The sequence below is a fragment of the Psychrobacter sp. DAB_AL62B genome, from assembly GCF_028895345.1.
GTDB lineage: Bacteria > Pseudomonadota > Gammaproteobacteria > Pseudomonadales > Moraxellaceae > Psychrobacter.
In genome coordinates, this window is the sequence record NZ_SAXC01000001.1 from 185,834 (window position 1) to 204,514 (window position 18,681).

The 18,681-nt window shown below is 42.4% G+C and carries 18 protein-coding genes; 11 read left to right on the plus strand and 7 right to left on the minus strand.

All coding sequences use genetic code 11. From position 1 onward, the window contains the following. Nucleotides 1–158: 158 nt before the first annotated feature. Complete coding sequence (locus tag EPB74_RS00710) at nt 159–1,331, minus strand: cupin domain-containing protein (RefSeq protein WP_274902227.1); 1,173 nt, start codon at nt 1,329–1,331, stop codon at nt 159–161. Between the two features lie 149 nt (nt 1,332–1,480). Here EPB74_RS00710 and EPB74_RS00715 point away from each other — a divergent pair, with 149 nt between their 5' ends. Then, the gene (locus EPB74_RS00715) at nt 1,481–1,666 is read left to right on the plus strand and encodes an NF038104 family lipoprotein (RefSeq protein WP_274902228.1); all 186 of its coding nucleotides are present in this window, start codon (nt 1,481–1,483) and stop codon (nt 1,664–1,666) included. 1 nt (nt 1,667) lies between these two features. On the opposite strand, the gene EPB74_RS00720 is transcribed toward EPB74_RS00715, so the two are convergent. From EPB74_RS00720 to mnmA, 3 genes are all read right to left on the minus strand, one after another. Further along, on the minus strand, nt 1,668–2,306 hold the full coding sequence (locus EPB74_RS00720) for a DUF2238 domain-containing protein (RefSeq protein WP_274902229.1): 639 nt from the start codon (nt 2,304–2,306) through the stop codon (nt 1,668–1,670). 45 nt (nt 2,307–2,351) lie between these two features. Then, complete coding sequence (purB, locus tag EPB74_RS00725) at nt 2,352–3,743, minus strand: adenylosuccinate lyase (RefSeq protein WP_274902230.1); 1,392 nt, start codon at nt 3,741–3,743, stop codon at nt 2,352–2,354. A gap of 90 nt (nt 3,744–3,833) precedes the next feature. Continuing rightward, nucleotides 3,834–5,060: a tRNA 2-thiouridine(34) synthase MnmA gene (gene mnmA, locus EPB74_RS00730; RefSeq protein ID WP_274902231.1), complete on the minus strand. Its 1,227-nt coding sequence runs from the start codon at nt 5,058–5,060 to the stop codon at nt 3,834–3,836. A gap of 263 nt (nt 5,061–5,323) precedes the next feature. On the opposite strand from mnmA, the gene ispF reads away from it, so the two are divergent. The 6 genes from ispF to EPB74_RS00760 all read left to right on the plus strand — a co-directional run bounded on the left by ispF (nt 5,324) and on the right by EPB74_RS00760 (nt 11,480). Then, nucleotides 5,324–5,815 carry a 2-C-methyl-D-erythritol 2,4-cyclodiphosphate synthase gene (gene ispF / locus EPB74_RS00735; RefSeq protein WP_079691950.1) on the plus strand — a complete coding sequence of 164 codons (492 nt, stop codon included), beginning with the start codon at nt 5,324–5,326 and terminating at the stop codon, nt 5,813–5,815. Between the two features lie 198 nt (nt 5,816–6,013). Further along, the gene (grxD, locus tag EPB74_RS00740; RefSeq protein ID WP_274902232.1) at nt 6,014–6,364 is read left to right on the plus strand and encodes a Grx4 family monothiol glutaredoxin; all 351 of its coding nucleotides are present in this window, start codon (nt 6,014–6,016) and stop codon (nt 6,362–6,364) included. Between the two features lie 175 nt (nt 6,365–6,539). Further along, nucleotides 6,540–7,061 (plus strand): hypothetical protein, encoded by a 522-nt coding sequence (locus EPB74_RS00745; protein ID WP_274902233.1) that lies wholly within the window; start codon nt 6,540–6,542, stop codon nt 7,059–7,061. Nucleotides 7,062–7,318: 257 nt separating this feature from the next. Next, the gene (gene mnmG, locus EPB74_RS00750; protein ID WP_274902234.1) at nt 7,319–9,214 is read left to right on the plus strand and encodes a tRNA uridine-5-carboxymethylaminomethyl(34) synthesis enzyme MnmG; all 1,896 of its coding nucleotides are present in this window, start codon (nt 7,319–7,321) and stop codon (nt 9,212–9,214) included. 200 nt (nt 9,215–9,414) lie between these two features. Beyond that, on the plus strand, nt 9,415–10,374 hold the full coding sequence (locus tag EPB74_RS00755; RefSeq protein WP_274902235.1) for an AEC family transporter: 960 nt from the start codon (nt 9,415–9,417) through the stop codon (nt 10,372–10,374). Between the two features lie 77 nt (nt 10,375–10,451). Continuing rightward, nucleotides 10,452–11,480: an ornithine cyclodeaminase family protein gene (locus EPB74_RS00760; RefSeq protein ID WP_274902236.1), complete on the plus strand. Its 1,029-nt coding sequence runs from the start codon at nt 10,452–10,454 to the stop codon at nt 11,478–11,480. Between the two features lie 174 nt (nt 11,481–11,654). Here the strand turns inward: EPB74_RS00760 and EPB74_RS00765 are convergent, their stop codons facing one another. Beyond that, nucleotides 11,655–11,801, minus strand: a complete 147-nt coding sequence (locus tag EPB74_RS00765; protein ID WP_274902237.1) for a hypothetical protein — start codon at nt 11,799–11,801, stop codon at nt 11,655–11,657. Between the two features lie 48 nt (nt 11,802–11,849). Next, nucleotides 11,850–12,851 carry an LLM class flavin-dependent oxidoreductase gene (locus tag EPB74_RS00770; protein ID WP_274902238.1) on the minus strand — a complete coding sequence of 334 codons (1,002 nt, stop codon included), beginning with the start codon at nt 12,849–12,851 and terminating at the stop codon, nt 11,850–11,852. 405 nt (nt 12,852–13,256) lie between these two features. On the opposite strand from EPB74_RS00770, the gene EPB74_RS00775 reads away from it, so the two are divergent. Continuing rightward, nucleotides 13,257–13,463, plus strand: a complete 207-nt coding sequence (locus EPB74_RS00775; protein WP_089554349.1) for a TOBE domain-containing protein — start codon at nt 13,257–13,259, stop codon at nt 13,461–13,463. Between the two features lie 122 nt (nt 13,464–13,585). Here the strand turns inward: EPB74_RS00775 and EPB74_RS00780 are convergent, their stop codons facing one another. Next, a complete protein-coding gene (locus tag EPB74_RS00780; protein WP_089554350.1) occupies nt 13,586–14,515 on the minus strand; it encodes a LysR substrate-binding domain-containing protein in 930 nt (309 codons plus the stop codon). A gap of 482 nt (nt 14,516–14,997) precedes the next feature. Here EPB74_RS00780 and EPB74_RS00785 point away from each other — a divergent pair, with 482 nt between their 5' ends. The 3 genes from EPB74_RS00785 to EPB74_RS00795 all read left to right on the plus strand — a co-directional run bounded on the left by EPB74_RS00785 (nt 14,998) and on the right by EPB74_RS00795 (nt 18,635). After that, nucleotides 14,998–16,689, plus strand: a complete 1,692-nt coding sequence (locus EPB74_RS00785; protein WP_274902239.1) for an AmpG family muropeptide MFS transporter — start codon at nt 14,998–15,000, stop codon at nt 16,687–16,689. A gap of 48 nt (nt 16,690–16,737) precedes the next feature. Continuing rightward, on the plus strand, nt 16,738–17,613 hold the full coding sequence (gene prmC, locus EPB74_RS00790) for a peptide chain release factor N(5)-glutamine methyltransferase (RefSeq protein WP_274902240.1): 876 nt from the start codon (nt 16,738–16,740) through the stop codon (nt 17,611–17,613). 224 nt (nt 17,614–17,837) lie between these two features. Then, nucleotides 17,838–18,635 (plus strand): HesA/MoeB/ThiF family protein, encoded by a 798-nt coding sequence (locus tag EPB74_RS00795; RefSeq protein ID WP_274902241.1) that lies wholly within the window; start codon nt 17,838–17,840, stop codon nt 18,633–18,635. The last annotated feature ends 46 nt before the right edge of the window (nt 18,636–18,681 follow it).

The window sequence follows — 18,681 nt, forward strand, 5'->3', positions numbered from 1 at the left end:
TTTTGAGCGATAGTTTGATTTTTTATCAACGAACAGAAAGCATCAGATAGCGATCAGCATTTATTTACTAAGATTTTTAAGTCTTAATGATATAAATGCTGATCGTCTTTTCTATTATAAAACTCATTAAGAATGAGTTAGTAATTATAGCTATCGTATTATTCTGGGTAATTCAGCCACACCCAACCGTTTTCTAACCACTCCATCACTTCATCAGGGTCAATCCCTTCCATATCATCAAGCGTTAAATACTCGCCATTAGATAAGCGTACGAGTAGTGCTATTGAGTTTACATGCAAATCATCTAGGCGCTGCCCATTGGCATATAAAACGATGTCATTATGCACTTGGGTATATAACAAGCGATTGCTATAATCGGCTTGTAATGTAGCACCGGTTGCCAATGCAGCTATCATCTCGTCAGTATTCATGGTTTCTTCAGGTACTAGCGCATCATATTGACGTTTACTGACCACTTCAGATACTGCTTGGCGAATAATATGATCACCGCGCTCAGATTGTAGCATTTGCAATAACTGAGCTTTGATAGCATCAATACTATCAGTCTTTAATTCACCTGACGCTTGCACAGCTTGTGGCAATAACATCGGTATAAATAAAGCGCTGTCGTTGGTGGCGATATCGGCTAAGCTATCGATAATTTGCATTAAATTCGGACGGCGACAGCCAAATGAGAAGGTTAGACAATCCTCTTGGGCAACACCAAAATGTGACAGCTTTGGTGGCACATAAAGTACATCACCGGCCTCCAATATCTCATCAAAAATAATCTCGCCCATATCATCAAACAATCGAATGGGCTCATCAGCGACAAACTCAGTATCTTTATCGCAAAACTTGCCCAGTTGCCAACGGCGCTGACCATAACCTTGCGCTAAAAAAACATCGTAATCATCATAGTGTTTGCCAACTGAGCCGCCTTTTGGCGCATAGGAAACCATAATATCATCGCGCTGCCATTGTGGTATAAAGTCAAATGCTTGCCACAATTGGCCAAGCTCAGGTGACCATTGCTCAAGATTTTGTACCAATACTGTCCATTGTTCTGGCAGATTATCAAAATCTGCTTCCGTCAATGGACTTTTTTTAAGTTGCCATTGCGGCTGATTTGTTTGCTTAACAGTGGCTTGAGTAAGCAGACGCGCTGTGGCATCTTCTTCTAACGCCAAACCAAGCATATCATCCGGCTCAAACATACCAATTAATTGTGGTAAACCTTGCTTAATTAAAAGTGGTTTTTTTTGCCAATATTCTGCTAAAAATTGCTCTGGAGTAATAGAATCGGGTAAACAAAGAGGTATAGAGGTCATTGATAGTTCCGTATTTTGAAAGGGGCAGGTGATTAATAATAAGGATTGCTTTATAGGCAGAGTTTATTGGTTTATGATTATCACCTAACTGATGACCATCGCTTAACTGATGCTTATCGTCAGAATATCTCGTTAATCCTAGGAAACTTATGAAAAAACTGCATTTTATCGTCATTATCGCCAGCGTGTTTTTGCTACAAGCTTGCGTACATAAAATTGTTACCGTACCTGTAAAAGTTGCCTATAAAACCACCAAAGGCGTGGTCAAAGGCACTGTCGCTGTTACCAAAGCCATCATACCGGGCGACAGTGATGGTGATAAAAAAGATGATTAATTTATAACTTGATTATAGGTCGTTTACGAGTTTGAAATAGAGTAATAGCTGCTGCAATCAGCCCACCGAGTAGTGCTAAAGCCATATCTTTGTGGGCATCCCAAACATCCCCTTGTTGACCGTTATAAGCTTCCGCGGCTTCTGGTGATAAAGTTGTCGCAATACCCCATTCTAGTAGCTCATAAAGTAGGCTTGACGACATATTAACCATAAGTGCAATCGCTATTAATAGCTTCGTTGATTGAACGTTAAATATAGATTTTGAACTCTCAACCATCGCAAAAAACAGCAAAAGCCCGTAGCTAAAATGAACGAGCCTGTCATACATATTCCGCTGCCAACCAAATAACTCGTTTAGGCTTATACCAAATAGCTGTTGCGTCCAAGCATCATAAGGTACATACGAGTATAAATAACGTGCCCCTATAATGTGAATAAAGAGAAAGATTGAAGCCAGTGCGTAGGAGCGCGAGCTAATATACCCGTAACGATAAGCGCCCAGCATTAATGCTAGAAAAAGCAGTGTACCAAATTGATGTAGCAGGTAGCTTGACCATTCTAGCGGCTCAATACTTGCCAGCACCATAACGATTAACACCGCCATAGTACTGACAACTACCGATTTAAAGTTTCGCAGCATGTTGCGCGCTTGTCTTTTTTGTTAGCTGTTATTAATAGCTAATGATTAAATCTTAGCAATCCACTCTTTAATAGTGCGTGCTTGCTCAGCTGCATTACCCACATAAGTTGCAGGTGTCATCTCACGCAGACGCGCTTTATCAGCATCGCTAACGGCAGATAATTCATCACTTTCGACGAATGTCAGCATCGCTTCACGAGTCATGGCGTTTCCACGGGTCAAGGCTTTAAGTTTCTCATAAGGGTTTTCAACACGGTAGCGGCGCATGACGGTTTGAATCGGCTCAGCTAATACTTCTTGGGCATTATCTAAGTCATCATTTAAACGCTTAGCATTTAATTCAAGCTTACCGACACCTTTTAAGCAAGCATCATAAGCAATCATACTTTGTGCCAGACCAACACCGATATTACGCAAAACAGTAGAGTCCGACAAATCGCGCTGCATACGTGAAATAGGTAGCTTTTCACCCAAATGAGCAAGCATGGCATTAGCAACGCCTAAGTTACCTTCAGAGTTTTCAAAATCAATCGGGTTGACTTTATGCGGCATGGTAGAAGAACCCACTTCGCCATCTTTTAGGCGTTGTTTAAAATAGCCTAAGCTAATATATTGCCAAATATCACGGTTAAAATCGATTAAGATAGTATTGAAACGTTTAACCACATCAAACAGCTCAGCAATATAATCATGCGGCTCAATCTGCGTGGTATAAGGGTTGAAAGTTAGCTCAAGGCTTTCATCGATAAATTTCTCAGCATGGGTTTGCCAATCAACGTCAGGATACGAGGCATAGTGAGCGTTATAGTTACCGACCGCGCCATTGATTTTACCCAATAGCTCTACTTGACCGATTTGCTTAATTTGGCGAGCTAGGCGATAAGCGACGTTTGCCATCTCTTTACCAAGGGTCGTTGGGCTTGCTGTCTGACCGTGCGTGCGTGACAGCATTGGCTGGTCAGCATGAGTAATCGCCAAATCAACGATGCTATCGGTCACTTGCTGCATTTTAGCAACGACGATTTCGCGGCTGTCTTTGAGCATTAAGGCATAAGATAAGTTATTAATATCTTCACTGGTACACGCAAAATGAATGAATTCTAACGAATCTTCAAGTGCTGCCTGACCACGGAATTTGTCTTTGATAAAGTATTCAACCGCTTTGACATCGTGGTTAGTGGTCGCTTCGATATCTTTAATCGCTTGCGCATCGGCTTCGCTAAAATTATCAACGATCGCATTTAAAAAAGCATTGGTATCCGTATCAAATGCTGCTAACTCACCAATCGCATTGTTATCAGCCAATGATTGTAACCAGCGAATTTCAACGGTGACACGGGCTTTAATTAGACCAAATTCAGATAAATAAGGGCGTAAGCTATCGGCTTTAGATGCGTAGCGGCCGTCAATCGGGGAGAGCGCGGTAAGTAGATTCATAGTAATACCTTAAATAATAATAAGAACGAAAAGACATTCAGAAGTGAAAAAAATAAGAAATAGAACAATTTTTAAAAATAAGCAATAGTACTAAAACCCACAAGGCGCATCAATAGAAGCAATCACGCCGCCGCCTAAACAAACCTCGTCAATATAAAATACCGCTGATTGACCGGGAGTGACCGCACGCTGTGGTTCATCAAACACCACACGCAGCTCACTACCATCAGCATTTATCGCAAACACTCGACAGGCTTGGTCTGGTTGACGATAGCGAGATTTTGCCATACAGCGTAAGCCATCTGAGCTAAAAATATCCGCAGGCGGCAAACCATCGACCCAGTCAAGCTTGTAAGCTTGCAGCTCATTGCTCAGCATCATCGGATGCTCGTGACCTTGGCCGACGATTAGACGGTTTTTATCTAAGTCTTTTGCCAAGACAAACCACGGCGCCTCAACACGGTCTTTAACACCGCCAATCCCGATACCGCCGCGCTGACCTAAGGTGTAATACATCAGGCCGTCGTGAGTACCGATAGTGAAGCCATCGTCAGTGACAATGTCACCTTTTTGCGCCGGCAAGTACTGTTGTAAGAAGTCTTTAAAGCGGCGCTCACCAATAAAGCAAATACCAGTGGAGTCTTTTTTATTGGCGGTAATTAGGTCATATTCTTCAGCGATTTGACGAACCACTGGTTTTTCAAGCTCGCCCACAGGAAATAGTGTTTTAGCAAGTTTGTCGCCACCAACCGCATGCAAGAAGTAACTTTGGTCTTTGTTACTATCCAGTCCACGTAAGAGCTGTGCCACTGTTTCGCCATTAGCATTCGTATAATTAACACTGCGGCGGGTATAATGACCAGTTGCAATATAGTCAGCGCCAAGGGTCAAGGCATAATCTAAAAATGCTTTGAACTTGATCTCTTTATTGCATAAAATATCTGGATTGGGCGTACGACCGGCTTTATATTCGGCTAAAAAATGCTCAAAAACGCGATCCCAATATTCCATCGCAAAGTTAGCCGTATGCAGCTTAATGCCGATTTTGTCACAGACCGCTTGCGCGTCCGCCAAATCATCCATCGCCGTACAGTATTCAGTGCCGTCATCTTCTTCCCAGTTCTTCATAAACAGACCTTCTACCTTAAAGCCCGCTTGCTGAAGTAAGACAGCAGACACAGAAGAATCGACACCGCCTGACATACCAACAATCACATGCTTAGTGCTAGGATGGTCAATATCGGCAAGCGTTAAAGGGCGATGGACGCTAAAAGAATCGGAAACTGGTATGTTTGAGGTATTTGGCATGGCTGACATAGAGCGGCTCAACTATTTATACTTTGTCCAAAGTTTATAATGGCACTGAAGACTACGGCAATGACTATGATTGGTCAGCTTGGCAAGTTGACAGTGTCGGTTTATCTTTTGGATTTGGTATTATGATAAAATAAGCGTCATATTATACCAGCTAATTGAAACTGGTGGCGACCTATGGCATCTTACTGCTAGTAAAATAGCTTTAAAAATTCAGATAATGATTTTAAATTATTCTAATCATCCTTAACTTATTTGGGAAAATAATGATAAAAATTGGTCAAGGTATTGACGTCCATGCGTTTCATAATAATGGTCAACAGCAGCAATATGTGATATTGGCAGGCGTACCGATAGAGCATACCCATAGTTTGCTAGCGCATTCTGATGGCGATGTGGTATTACACGCGCTTGCTGATGCGCTGCTCGGTGCGCTGGCGCTTGGTGATATCGGTCAGCATTTTCCAGATACCGATATGGCGCATGCAGGGCTTGATTCGCGGGTACTACTCCGTTATGTGTATGGCAAAGTTTTAGCTGCCGGTTATACTTTGGGCAATGCGGATATCACCGTGATGTGCGAGCGTCCAAAACTGGCGCCGTATAATCAAGCCATGCGTGATAATATTGCCAGCGACTTGCAAACTGATGTGAGTAATATTAGCGTGAAGGCGACGACCACTGAAAAACTGGGCTTTACTGGTCGGCAAGAGGGCATTATGGCCAATGCCGTGGTATTATTGGTACCTAATGTTTGATGCTTAATCGTTAAACCTTTAATCGTTAAACGATTAATCATGGTTGGTAGAAATGCCATATGTTAAACATGCTTGTAATTTGGCAATAATCGCCCCATGTACCAAACACCTTACATGCTGAAGTTAATGATCTATCGTTAATGATTTGGCAAATTAAATAACTATTTTCAATACACTGCTTTATCAATAGGAGCTTTTATGACTGAGCAAACCCCCAATACTGCTGCAAACGATGTTGAACAGCTGATTCGTGATCAAATCAAAGACAATAAAGTGATTCTTTATATGAAAGGCACACCGCAGTTTCCGCAGTGTGGTTTTTCTGCTAAATCGATAGAGGTTCTTACCCAAATCGGTCGTCCGTTTGCCTTTGTAAATATTTTAGAAAACCCAGAAATCCGTGCGACGTTACCAAAAATTGCCAATTGGCCAACCTTTCCACAGTTATGGATTGATGGCGAGTTGATGGGCGGATCAGACATTATTTTACAAATGTATCAATCAGGCGAATTAAAGCCTTTGGTCGAAGAAAATAGCCCAGCGGCATAATCGATAGAAACAACTCCTTAAGCTTTTTTATCATTAAGCTGATGAGTATTATCCCTAAAAGCCCGAGCAAGTCCTTAAGTGGTTGCTCGGGCTTTTATTGTTTTTGTCAGTTTTGACCCCATATATGACTCAAGATTCAGTATGATCAAAATATTAATGATAAGAGAGTATTATTATGACTAATCAACCAATAGAGCAACAAGTTAATGCAGCAGAAGCTGCCGAGCAAGCGGCTATCGAAAAGCGCCGTGAGCACCTAAAAAATGAATCGATACGTCTAATTGATATTGCAGGTAACGAGCCACATTCAGCACTCAAATGTATCCATCAATTAAGCGTAGCAGGCGGTGCAACTGAAGCGACTTATATTGCCATTGAGCAGCGCATCGTTGCCGATCAAGATGCGGCCGGTGCTTATCATTTGGCATTACTGGCACAAAACACCCCAGACTTACCTATTGATGCGCGTCAGCTCATCGAGCTGGTCGTCAATAAAGGCGATAACGATCAGCGTTTAGCCTTGCTAAAAAACTTGCTACTGCCACCGGTTGAGTTGATTAAAGAGCAGATTTTGGCCAGTAATGATGGTGATGCCATTGGCCAGATGAATGCGTATTTGCAGATTAATCCAGAAGGTTATGGCAGCCACCATATGCTCTCAAGTGGTCAGTCAGATCATATCGTTCCTCTTAGTTAACTCAGTTCAGTTAAATCAAAGCAGTTAAGTTAAGCCAAATGAAATACTTATCATTAAAAATAGGTTTCAATAGTTCTAGTGCAAAGCTTCTAATGCAATTATTTTAAAAGCATCGGGAAAAAGTGCTCAAAAATTGCTATAATTACCGGCTATTAATTTTCTAAACACGACCGATGCTGATTTACCCTGCTACAAGTTATTGCTAATAAATCAATTACTTGTAGTGGCACAGTCGCAATCCGTCAAGCGAGGCATACATGCAATACCCAAAAAATTACGACGTGGTAGTCATCGGTGGTGGTCATGCCGGTACAGAAGCAGCTTTAGCTGCTGCACGTATGGGCGCGCAGACTTTGCTATTGACCCATAATATCGAGACACTGGGACAGATGAGCTGTAATCCAGCGATTGGTGGTATCGGTAAGTCGCATCTGGTACGTGAGATTGATGCGCTAGGCGGTGCAATGGCATTGGCTACGGATAAATCGGGTATTCAGTTTCGGGTATTAAATAGCCGTAAAGGCGCTGCTGTTCGTGCTACACGTGCACAAGCGGATCGTATCCTTTATAAAGCGGCCATTCGCCATACATTAGAAAATCAGCCGAACCTTGATATATTCCAACAAGCGGCTGATGATATTTTGGTCGAAAACGGTCGTGCCACTGCGGTGGTGACGGCTACCGGCATTGTCTTTAAGACTGAGACAGTTATTTTAACCTCAGGGACTTTCCTAGGCGGCGTCATTCATATTGGTCTTGAAAACTCAAAAGGTGGACGAGCAGGGGATCCGCCGTCTATTAAACTTGCTGATCGCTTGCGTGAGCTCAAGCTTCCAGTAGGAAGATTAAAAACTGGCACGCCAGCACGTATCGATGCACGCAGTGTTGATTTTAGTGTGATGACTGTACAGCCGGGTGATACGCCATTGCCAGTAATGAGTTATATGGGTGATGTTTCGATGCATCCTGAACAAGTCAACTGCTATATCACTCATACCAATGCACGTACCCATGATATCATCCGTGAAAATTTAGACCGCTCACCGATGTTCTCGGGAAAAATTGAAGGTATTGGTCCACGATATTGTCCTTCCATTGAGGATAAGATTCACCGCTTTGCCGATAAAGACAGTCATCAGATATTTATCGAACCTGAAGGTCTGACTACGCATGAGCTATATCCAAATGGCATCTCAACTAGCTTGCCGTTTGATGTGCAGTTAGAATTTATTCATAGTATGAAAGGACTAGAAAACGCGCATATTACTCGTCCCGGCTATGCCATTGAATATGATTATTTTGACCCACAAAACCTAAAACCGACGCTTGAAACCAAATCTATTGACCGCTTGTATTTTGCTGGTCAAATCAACGGTACGACGGGTTATGAAGAAGCAGGCGTACAAGGTTTGCTAGCAGGTACGAATGCGGCATTAGTGACCACTAATAATAGTGAGTTCGATATCTGGACACCGCGCCGCGATGAAGCCTATCTTGGTGTACTGGTCGATGATTTGATTACTCATGGCACTACTGAACCTTATCGGATGTTTACCAGTCGCGCTGAATACCGTTTGCTACTACGTGAAGACAATGCTGATCAACGCTTAACAGAGACAGGTCGCAAGCTCGGTTTGGTTGATGATGTGCGCTGGCAGGCCTATGAAGAAAAAATGGATGCGATCAGTAAAGAAACGTCGCGCTTAAAAGATATGTGGGCAACACCTGCTAATGCGCTAGGGGCACAACTAACCGCGCAAACCGGTGAGGTGCTTTCGAAAGAATCAACTGCTTATGATTTGCTAAAACGTCCACAAATACATTTCACTGATATTGCTGCTATTACTGGGTCACAAGTTGACGCGCAAGTAGGCGAGCAAATAGAAATATCGGTCAAATATGCTGGCTATATTGACCGTCAGCAAGAAGACATCGATCAGATGAAGCGTCTAGAAAATACGGCGCTACCGATAGATTTTGATTATAGTGTGGTATCAGGATTATCCAATGAGATTGTACAGAAACTGACCCAAGTACGCCCTGCAACTTTAGCTCAGGCCGGACGTATTAGCGGTGTGACGCCTGCTGCCATTCAGCTATTGGCAATGACGGTTAAAAAACAGAAGAAAGCGCAAGTAGCATTAGGCTTATAAGTACAGTGAAAAGCGAGCCTTGATCATCTTTGATTAGATCAATCAGCTAAGGGCTCGCTATGTATAGAGAAGCATAAAAGGCTTATATAATTACGCGCTATACTCATATTATTCATGGTTATAGCCTTCATAATCATTCATGTTCTTAAGAATGATGCTTGCAATATCGCCTTAGCCATTTTGCTGACTTGAGTCTATTCATGATCGAAGCTATTTTATTCGCGATTACGATTGTTATGCCCAACCTTTTTTTAATGGGGTTGGGTTTTTTTATGCAAAGACGCGGCGAAGCCAGCCAAGCGTTTATTAATCAAGCGTCAAATTTTGTATTTAATTACTGTTTACCTTGTCTATTATTTTTTAGCGTGGTCGATAGTGATGTTGATTATGCTAAGCAAGTCGTATTGATAGCCGCTGGCATTGTTGTTACTTTTATTTTATATATTGGCTCTGAGCTATATGCTAGTCGCTTTATCAGTGCGCCTGCGGATCAAGGCGTCTTTGTACAAGGGGTATTTCGCAGCAATATGGCCATTATTGGTCTTGCAACCGTTGCCAATGCTTATGGGGAAATAGGGCTAAGTATCGGCGCGGTATACATGGGCATTGTGACGATATTATTTAATATCTTAGCCGTTATTACCCTTAGTCGTGTGTCCAAAAATGCAAACGATACTTGGATTAGTCGCATTGTCTTAATTGTCAAAAAATTGGCTACTAATCCGCTTATGGTGGCACTGATCGCCGCTTTTGCTTATAAAGCTTTTTCCTTACCGCCAATAACGGGCGTTCTTCATATTACTGGTGATTTGCTCGCGGCAGTTGCCTTACCCTTAGCGCTCATTTGCGCAGGTGCGAGCATTGATCTGAAATCTATGCTCAGCCCTTCAGGGATATCGATGCAGGCGAGTATAGGTCGCATCGTCATCGCGCCACTGATAGCCATCGCGGTAGGGCTTAGTTTTGGACTAACAGGTATGCACATGGGCGTACTGTTTTTAATGGCAGCCGCACCGACCGCCGCTGCAAGCTATGTCATGGCAAAAGCAATGGGTGGCAACGATATTTTAGCGGCCAATATTTTAGGGTTCACTACCGTAGTGGGAATGTTTGGTATGGCAATTGGAGCCGGTATACTACGCGGAATGGGGCTGATGTAGTAGGGTGGTTTAGACAACAAGTAAACCTTATAACAATAAATCAATTAATTAATCAATCAATCAATGGAGTCATTATCATGCAATGGTTAAATAAAGAAACCGTCACCAAACACTTAACGATGCAAGCGACGATTGATACGATTGAAAAGCTGTTACATTTGCAAGCTGAGCATCCTAATTGGGTCAAAGCACCAGAACGTTTGGTTATTGAGACTTTTAGTGATAATGATAAAAATAGCACAGGCTCGCATTTATCGATGCCTGCAACTATTTATGATGGCACGCAAGAATATACGGCGGTGAAATTGGTCACTATTTGCCCTGACAATCCCAGTCGTAATCTGCCAACCACGACGGCGATTATTACGGTATCGGATAATGCGAATGGCGAGATTCTAGCGGTGATGGATGGTATCTATATCACGCAGGTACGTACGGCAGCACTATCGGGCATTGCGACCAAATATATGGCACCCGATGACTGTCAAAGCGTGGCAGTGGTTGGTTGTGGGGGCATGGCCTATGAGCAACTACACGCTGTGCTTACTGTGCGCCCTGAGATTAGAACAGTTTATCTTTGGAATAGAAGCATGCAAGGGGCAGAGAGTTTTAAAGCTCAATTTGCTTGTGATTATCACCAATGGGATGTGGATTTAAAGGTTTGCGAACAGCTTGAAGAGGCTATTAAAGACGCGGATATTATTAATCTTGCGACTCGTTCTGATACAGGTTTGTTTAGCGCCGCGCAAATCAAACCGAATATGCATATCAATGCGGTAGGAGCATATCTGCCATCGATGAAAGAAGTCAGTAATGATGTTATTGAGAATAGCAGCATGATCGTCGTTGATGATTTAGTAGGTTGTCGTCATGAAGCAGGGGATCTAATCCAAGCACATGAAGCTGTTGATTGTACATGGACATGGGATGATCTGAGCGGTGATTTACAAGCGCTGGTGACAGGCGCGTTAAAACAACAAACAATGAAGTCTGATAAAGGAATGACCTTATTTAAATCGGTTGGTGCAGCAAGCTTTGATGCCGCAGTGGCCATATACATTACGCAACTGGCTCAGCAGAAAAATCTTGGTACTGTTCTATTTTAGATACGGAGCTCTCTTAAAGGTTTGGCTCTCCTAAATGTTTAACATGCGCTGGTAATAAATAGTCACTTTCATTAGATAGTTATCAAAAGTCAGCTTTAAAAAAGCCTCCTATTCTTATATAAATAGGAGGCTTTTACGACTATATAAAAAATTACATGAACGATAATATATTGACTAACGACGATTATCACGTTTCTCTTCACGGCGTTTTTTGCCGCGAGGACTAATACTATAAGTAAAATAGCCGGCAATAATCATAACTGCAATAAAAGCCAAGATATATAAAAATATTGATGAACCAATAGCAGCAGAGGGTTCCATGACCGTAATCCCATTAAAGTTTATCTATAATTATGCGAGCGTAATGATCTATTGTAAAGTAAACAAATTTAGCTGAGCTGTAAGTTCAAGTGAGCGCAAGCGTGCTGCCTGATCATAGACGTTAGCAGTGACAATCAGCTCATCTGGTTGATAGGTAGCAAGAAACGCCGCAAGCTTTGGCTTGACGGTTTCAACAGAGCCGATAAACGACACCGACAAAGCGCTATCGACCATCATTTTCTCAGCAGGGCTCCAGATACTATCCATATCATGGGTTGGCTTTGGCATTTGACCCATTTCACCACGGCGCAAGCGCACAAAACTCTGCTGTGCTGAAGTAAAGTGATAATGTGCGGTGGCATCATCGTCCGCAAGCAATAAATTTGCCGCTAGCATGACGTAAGGCTTCTCTAAATAAGCTGATGGTCTGAATCGTTCGCGATAAGCTGTGATGGCTTGTCCAAGCATTTGCGGCGCAAAGTGCGAGGCAAACACATACGGTAATCCCAAATGCGCCGCTAAGGTCGCACCAAATAATGAAGAACCCAATATCCAAATTGGGATATTAGATTTTGCACCCGGAAATGCCTGTACAGGGCTATCATCTGTGCCATTCCCCAAAAAGTACATCAATTCTTGAACATCTTGTGGAAAGCGGTCAGCATCTTGCATCTGCCGACGTAAAGCCTGAAAAGTAGCACCATCTGTACCAGGCGCGCGTCCCAAGCCTAAATCTACACGGTCGCCATATAAAGCTTGCAAAGTACCAAACTGCTCAGCAATAACAAGCGGTGCATGGTTTGGCAACATCACGCCGCCTGCGCCAATGCGTATATGCTTGGTCTTAGCACCAATATGCGACAGCAATACCGAGGTCGCTGCGCTAGCAATGCCCGGCATATTATGATGCTCTGCCATCCAATAGCGGTTTAAGCCAGATTTTTCAGCCTGCTGCGCTATCTCAACCGTTTGGGCAATACCTTCAGCGATGGTTTTGCCAGTAGGAACGGGGGCTAAGTCCAAGAAGGATAAGGGAATGTGGTTACTCATAAATCACCTATTTTTAGATACCATATGGTTAATGGTAGTATTATTTATTATAGAATCATGCGGTTATAATATTTAGCGGATATTTTTATTTTGAAATCTGTTTCGTTGTTAGGAGCTTTTTTGCAATCTACTAAGAATGAAACAGGTGCTGAATGATTCACATCTCCTATAATGGGGTGATTGAACGAGATATAAAGCGCATATTTATATTGGTAACAAATCTCACCATTTAATAACGCCTAAATATTTTAAAAGCACTGAGACGCTGCCTATTTTTGACAGAAGGTAACGACTACGAGTATAGTCATATCCATTCGAATTAAAGACTGATTAATTTTTGCTTCGAATGCACGATTGATATTAGATTTTTAAAAATTATAATGACTCATTGTGAAAGGTAACTACATGAATATTTCAGCAAGAAACCAGCTTAAAGGTACGGTAAAAGAAATTAAAACGGGACCTGTGTCTACAGAAGTGGTTATAGACGTAAATGGTGTAGAAGTTGTTTCTAGTATCACGACAGGATCTTCAGATAGTTTGAATCTTAGTATCGGAGATGAAGTGGTCGCTATTATCAAAGCCAGTAGTATCATGGTTGGTAAAGAATAACTCAGCAAGTACAATAGCTTATCAGTATTTGAAAACAGCTATAAAAAAGCACTCAAGGTTTTAGTCTTGGGTGCTTTTTTGACTCACTTTTTAGCTTTCTTAAAATTTACATGTTATATGTCTTATTGGCTAAACTGCTTTTGACACAGCTCCATAAAGGCACGTCCATATTGACGAATTTCTGCATCATCACGTACCGCCATCCAACTGGTAAAGCGCCCAAAATGATCGACTGGAATGGCCGTTAGATTCTGATAATGGCTTGGCTCAAAAGCCATCTCCGCGATAATACCAATACCTAAACCCAAGCCAACATAAGTGCTAATGACATCGGCATCAAGTGCGGCCAGTACAATATCAGGCTCAAGACCTGCGTCGCTAAAGGTTTTGTCAATAGCGCCGCGCCCTGTAAAGCCGCCGTGGTAAGTCACGATTGGATAGCTGGCAAGGGTTGGCAAGTCGATAGATGTTAGCCCTGCAAGCTCATGATCGCTTGGTACGATGACCCGATGTGTCCAGTCGTAATAGCGATAGCAGCGCAGATAGTTATTGTGCAGCAAAGACTCGGTTGCAATACCAATATCGGCTTGTCCACGTATCACCATCTGTGCGATGGTTTCAGGATCTGCCTGTTGTAGGATTAGATTAACCTTAGGAAAGCGCTCTTTAAACGCTTTAACGACTTCTGGTAATACATAACGTGCCTGAGTATGAGTCGTGGCAATCGTCAATGTACCAACATTTGGATTGTTAAAATCGAGGCTTAAATTTTCAATCGTACGAATTTCAGCAAAGATAGACTCAATATGTGGCATGAGCGCGGTGCCCATCGTCGTAAGTCCGGTTAATCGTTTGCCTTGTCGAACAAATACTTCGGTTTTGAGCTGATTTTCAAGCGCAGCAATATGCTTTGATAGACTTGATTGACTGGTATGCAGCACCGTTGCTGCTTGACTTAAGTTATAGCCATTGATTACTGTATGCCACACCGTCTCCAACTGCTTGAGTTGAATTTGCAGATGCCGCTGATTAACCACTACGTCGATTGCCATCACTTGACCCTATTGTATAAATATACAAAGCTTGTCTGTATATAAAAATAAAAACGTACAAATATTCAATAAGCAGCTAGTGTAAATCAAAGCTATTATTCTTGTATATAATAAATAGCTATGAATTTATAGTAATTAGGAATATAGAAAGATATTTTGATATCATTTAGGGTGATAAAAATCATTAGGCTAAAGACTATTAATCGAATTGGTGATAATGCAAGGTTATGATACACGCCGTTACTATCATGAAATATAGGATACAGATCAGCGCTACCATCAAAAAGTTAATGCAAAAATATCTAGTCAAGGTAGACGTTCTCAAGTACCATAATTCAATTTTGCAGCAAATGTCATTTTCTTTGTACAGATTTAGGCAATTTTTATCCCAATTGTATTGATATCATAAGTGCACTCGATATAATTTTTGGCTAAAAAGTAGCCCACTGTCGTATTTTTTCTAAAATTTTTGGTGAGTTATTATGTCTGCTGTCCAATCTATACCGCCTAATCCTCCAGTCGCCAAAAAACCATGGGGTGAGGCGGCTAAAGCCTATCTTGACCGCCGCGCGATGATCATGTTGTTCTTGGGATTTTTCGCCGGCATTCCTATTATGCTGATTTTCTCCAGTCTGTCATTGTGGCTGCGCGAAGCAGGGATTGACCGTGGCGTAGTGACGATGTTTAGTTGGGCAGCACTCGGCTACTCGTTTAAGTTTATTTGGGCGCCTTTGGTCGATGCGGTGCCGTTGCCGATATTGACCAAACTACTGGGTCGTCGGCGTGCTTGGATATTGGTCGCACAGTTAATGATTATTTTGGCGATTTGTATCATGGCGAGTGTTAACCCGATTACTGAGGATAGCTTAACGCTGATGGCAGTTGGTGCGGTACTGCTTGGGTTCTCATCAGCGACGCAAGATATCGTGGTTGATGCTTACCGTATTGAGCTAGCACCGCCTAGTCTACAGGCTGTGCTGTCTGCCATGTATGTCGCCGGCTATCGTATCGGCATGATTGTGGCAGGTGCTGGTGCATTGTATTTGGCTGACTATTTTGGTTCCACCGAAGCTTTATATAGCTATGAGGCGTGGCGTAACACCTATTGGGTCATGGCAGCAGTCATGGGAGCGGGGGTGGTAACCACCTTGATTATTCGTGAGCCTGCTATTAGTCAGGTGCTCACTGCCAATACATCAGACGGCGATCAGCTTCAAATGCCTCGCAAAACGTCAGACTACGCGCGTTTATTTTTAGTATTTGTGTTATCTGTTTCTGGTTTTGTATGGGCATTCATTACAGCTGGGTCGCTACTGCCAGAAATTGACAGCGCAGTATTTGGATTCTTATTAGAGGTCGTACATCTGGCCTTGAGCTTAGCCGCTGCTTTGATTATTGGTTATGGTTTAGTAAAAGCGGGTGTGGTAAAAAAACAAATGGCGATGCAGATGTGGATTGAGCCCATTGCTGATTTCTTCCGGCGTTATGGTAAAAAAGCACTGCTATTGTTGGCGTTAGTTGGACTCTACCGTGTCTCTGATATTGTCGCTGGGGTTATCTCTAACGTTTTTTACTTAGATATGGGCTTTACAAAGATTGAGATTGCCAATGCGGTGAAGTTATTTGGGGTCATTATGGCCATTGCCGGTGGCTTTTTAGGTGGGTTATTGGCACAAAGAATGCGCATCATGCGTGCCATGATGGTTGGAGCAATCCTCGCCTGCGTGACCAACCTACTATTTGTGCTATTGACTTATCATCCAGGTAGTTTGCCTTATATGTATTTGGCAGTGAGTCTTGATAATTTGGCCGCTGGTCTTGCCAGTGCGGTGTTTATTGCCTTTTTATCAGCACTGACTTCGATTCGCTTTACCGCCGTCCAGTATGCAATTTTTTCTTCATTGATGACTTTGTTACCCAAGGTTTTAGGCGGTTATTCCGGCACTATCGTTGATAATACCAATTATCAATTCTTTTTTATGTTTACCTTTTTAATTGGTATTCCCATTTTAGCGCTGATTTATTATGTTGATAAATATATCGTGATTGGTGACAACGATGATATTTATGGTGACGGTGACGACGATAATAGTGGTGGTAATAAAGGTGTTGAGTTAACCAAAGCCAATCCTAATTTAGCCAGCACTAATGAGCCACCGCGCGCGGCAGAATAGGGTGCGCGTTATAATAAAGAAAATGTATATAATTATTAAGAATCATTTATGACAGCGCCTAAAGCACAAGACATAACAATACAGCAAATCACACAGCAAGCCGAAAAAATATCTACGGATGCTTCTATTCCGCAATTTTGGATAACCGATTGGCTGTTACATGTCATCGATAAGCCAGCGCTATTTTTAATAACTGATGATGGCTATCAGCTAAGTAATAGTGAGGTTAAGCGATTTAATAGCGGCGTGATCAAGATGCAACAGGGTACGCCATTGGCTTATTTAACGGGTACACAGGCGTTTTGGTCGCTTGATTTTACCGTTAATGAACATACCTTGATACCTAGACCGGATACAGAGATGTTGGTTGAACAAGTGCTGCTTTGGATAAAAAATCAGCCGATTAGTAATACCTCTAAGCGACTATTAGATTTGGGCACTGGCTCTGGTTGCATTGCGATTAGCCTTGCTCATGAATTAAAAAAAGCAAGCTGGCAAGTGGTCGCGGTCGACTTTTCGCTAGAAGCGTTAAAAGTTGCCCAGCATAATGCAGTCATCAATGATGTTGCTAATATTGAATTTGTGCGCGGCAGCTGGTATCAGGAGCTGCCTATTGATAATGATAAATTATTCGATGTGATTGTCTCAAATCCGCCATATATTGATGAAGCGGATGAGCATTTGGCAGGTTTGCTAGCAGAGCCTATCAGCGCTTTGAGTGCGCCCAATCATGGTTTGGCTGATATCGAACATATCGTGCATGAAGCACCGCAATATCTACGAGCAGGCGGCTTATTAGCGATTGAGCATGGTTTTGATCAAGGGCTTGCTGTTCGCCAATTATTTGCTGACTATCACTTCGATGACATACAAACAATTAAAGATTTTGGTGGTAACGATAGGGTGACGCTTGGTCAAATCTAGAGATTGGTTCTTATGATGACCCAATGTTATAGTCAGTTCAATATAAAAGAGGTACGTTAAAAATAGCGTTATGCTGGGATAAACTTTCCTCGCTTGCTGTGCGCTTCGCACTCCAGAGGCTTAGGAAAATCTATCCCAGCAGCACTGTATTCTTTTTAAATTGAATCGATTATATATATACGCCCTAATAAGATGTTTTTCAATAATAAGTTTTGGTGATGAATATGGCGCAGTCGTTACAGGCAGGGCAATTATTAGATGAAGAGCTACTGCGTTATGCCCGTCAGGTATTACTTGATGGCTGGGATATTGACGCTCAACTACGATTGAAGTCATCTCGCATTGTTATGATAGGCGCAGGCGGTCTAGGCTGTCCTGCTTCTGAGACTTTAGTTCGAGCAGGACTTGGGCAGGTTCATCTGATTGATGATGATGTGATTGAAGCGAGTAATTTACAGCGGCAAACGCTATTCTTACCCGACGATATTGGCAAGCCAAAAGCACTAACCGCTGCGCAAATGTTGCAACAAATCAATCCACTTATTACTGCTCGCGGTACGGTTGCTCGTTTGAGTGAAGATAATGCTTATGATCTTCTAGATATGGCGTCTGGTAAGCCAGATTTGCTGTTAGATTGTACCGATAATTTTGCCACCCGCGATGTCATCAATCGTATCAGCGTTCGTTATCAGATTCCACTGTTGTCTGCATCCGCAATAGCCATGCAAGGGCAGTTGGCATTGTTTGAGCCGCATCTAAATACGGGGTGCTATCATTGCGTGTTTGGTTCAGTGGTGCTTGATGCCGAGGCTGATGAGCGTACTTGTGCCAATTCAGGGGTGCTCGCCAGTACCACTGCTATCATGGGCAATTTGCAAGCCAATGCCGCTTTGCAATATTTAGGCTTAACCAAAAATCCACTGACAAATAAGCTGTTAATATGGGATGGTAGCCAGATGCAGCAACGGCTGATGGGCTATCGGAAAGATGCAGAATGTCCCGTCTGTAACGGCCAGCATTGATTGGTAACGGTTTAGCTTTTATCGCTTATTATTATCCATTCTCAAA

What these genes read in the sequence shown, in the direction of transcription:
- purB (WP_274902230.1), bottom strand. Translation starts at nt 3,743, where the DNA reads ATGAATCTACTTACCGCGCTCTCCCCGATTGACGGCCGCTACGCATCT.
- grxD (WP_274902232.1), top strand. Translation starts at nt 6,014, where the DNA reads ATGACTGAGCAAACCCCCAATACTGCTGCAAACGATGTTGAACAGCTG.
- EPB74_RS00765 (WP_274902237.1), bottom strand. Translation starts at nt 11,801, where the DNA reads ATGGAACCCTCTGCTGCTATTGGTTCATCAATATTTTTATATATCTTG.
- EPB74_RS00760 (WP_274902236.1), top strand. Translation starts at nt 10,452, where the DNA reads ATGCAATGGTTAAATAAAGAAACCGTCACCAAACACTTAACGATGCAA.
- EPB74_RS00710 (WP_274902227.1), bottom strand. Translation starts at nt 1,331, where the DNA reads ATGACCTCTATACCTCTTTGTTTACCCGATTCTATTACTCCAGAGCAA.
- ispF (WP_079691950.1), top strand. Translation starts at nt 5,324, where the DNA reads ATGATAAAAATTGGTCAAGGTATTGACGTCCATGCGTTTCATAATAAT.
- EPB74_RS00785 (WP_274902239.1), top strand. Translation starts at nt 14,998, where the DNA reads ATGTCTGCTGTCCAATCTATACCGCCTAATCCTCCAGTCGCCAAAAAA.
- EPB74_RS00775 (WP_089554349.1), top strand. Translation starts at nt 13,257, where the DNA reads ATGAATATTTCAGCAAGAAACCAGCTTAAAGGTACGGTAAAAGAAATT.
- mnmG (WP_274902234.1), top strand. Translation starts at nt 7,319, where the DNA reads ATGCAATACCCAAAAAATTACGACGTGGTAGTCATCGGTGGTGGTCAT.
- EPB74_RS00770 (WP_274902238.1), bottom strand. Translation starts at nt 12,851, where the DNA reads ATGAGTAACCACATTCCCTTATCCTTCTTGGACTTAGCCCCCGTTCCT.
- EPB74_RS00780 (WP_089554350.1), bottom strand. Translation starts at nt 14,515, where the DNA reads ATGGCAATCGACGTAGTGGTTAATCAGCGGCATCTGCAAATTCAACTC.
- EPB74_RS00745 (WP_274902233.1), top strand. Translation starts at nt 6,540, where the DNA reads ATGACTAATCAACCAATAGAGCAACAAGTTAATGCAGCAGAAGCTGCC.
- EPB74_RS00715 (WP_274902228.1), top strand. Translation starts at nt 1,481, where the DNA reads ATGAAAAAACTGCATTTTATCGTCATTATCGCCAGCGTGTTTTTGCTA.
- EPB74_RS00795 (WP_274902241.1), top strand. Translation starts at nt 17,838, where the DNA reads ATGGCGCAGTCGTTACAGGCAGGGCAATTATTAGATGAAGAGCTACTG.
- mnmA (WP_274902231.1), bottom strand. Translation starts at nt 5,060, where the DNA reads ATGTCAGCCATGCCAAATACCTCAAACATACCAGTTTCCGATTCTTTT.
- prmC (WP_274902240.1), top strand. Translation starts at nt 16,738, where the DNA reads ATGACAGCGCCTAAAGCACAAGACATAACAATACAGCAAATCACACAG.
- EPB74_RS00755 (WP_274902235.1), top strand. Translation starts at nt 9,415, where the DNA reads ATGATCGAAGCTATTTTATTCGCGATTACGATTGTTATGCCCAACCTT.
- EPB74_RS00720 (WP_274902229.1), bottom strand. Translation starts at nt 2,306, where the DNA reads ATGCTGCGAAACTTTAAATCGGTAGTTGTCAGTACTATGGCGGTGTTA.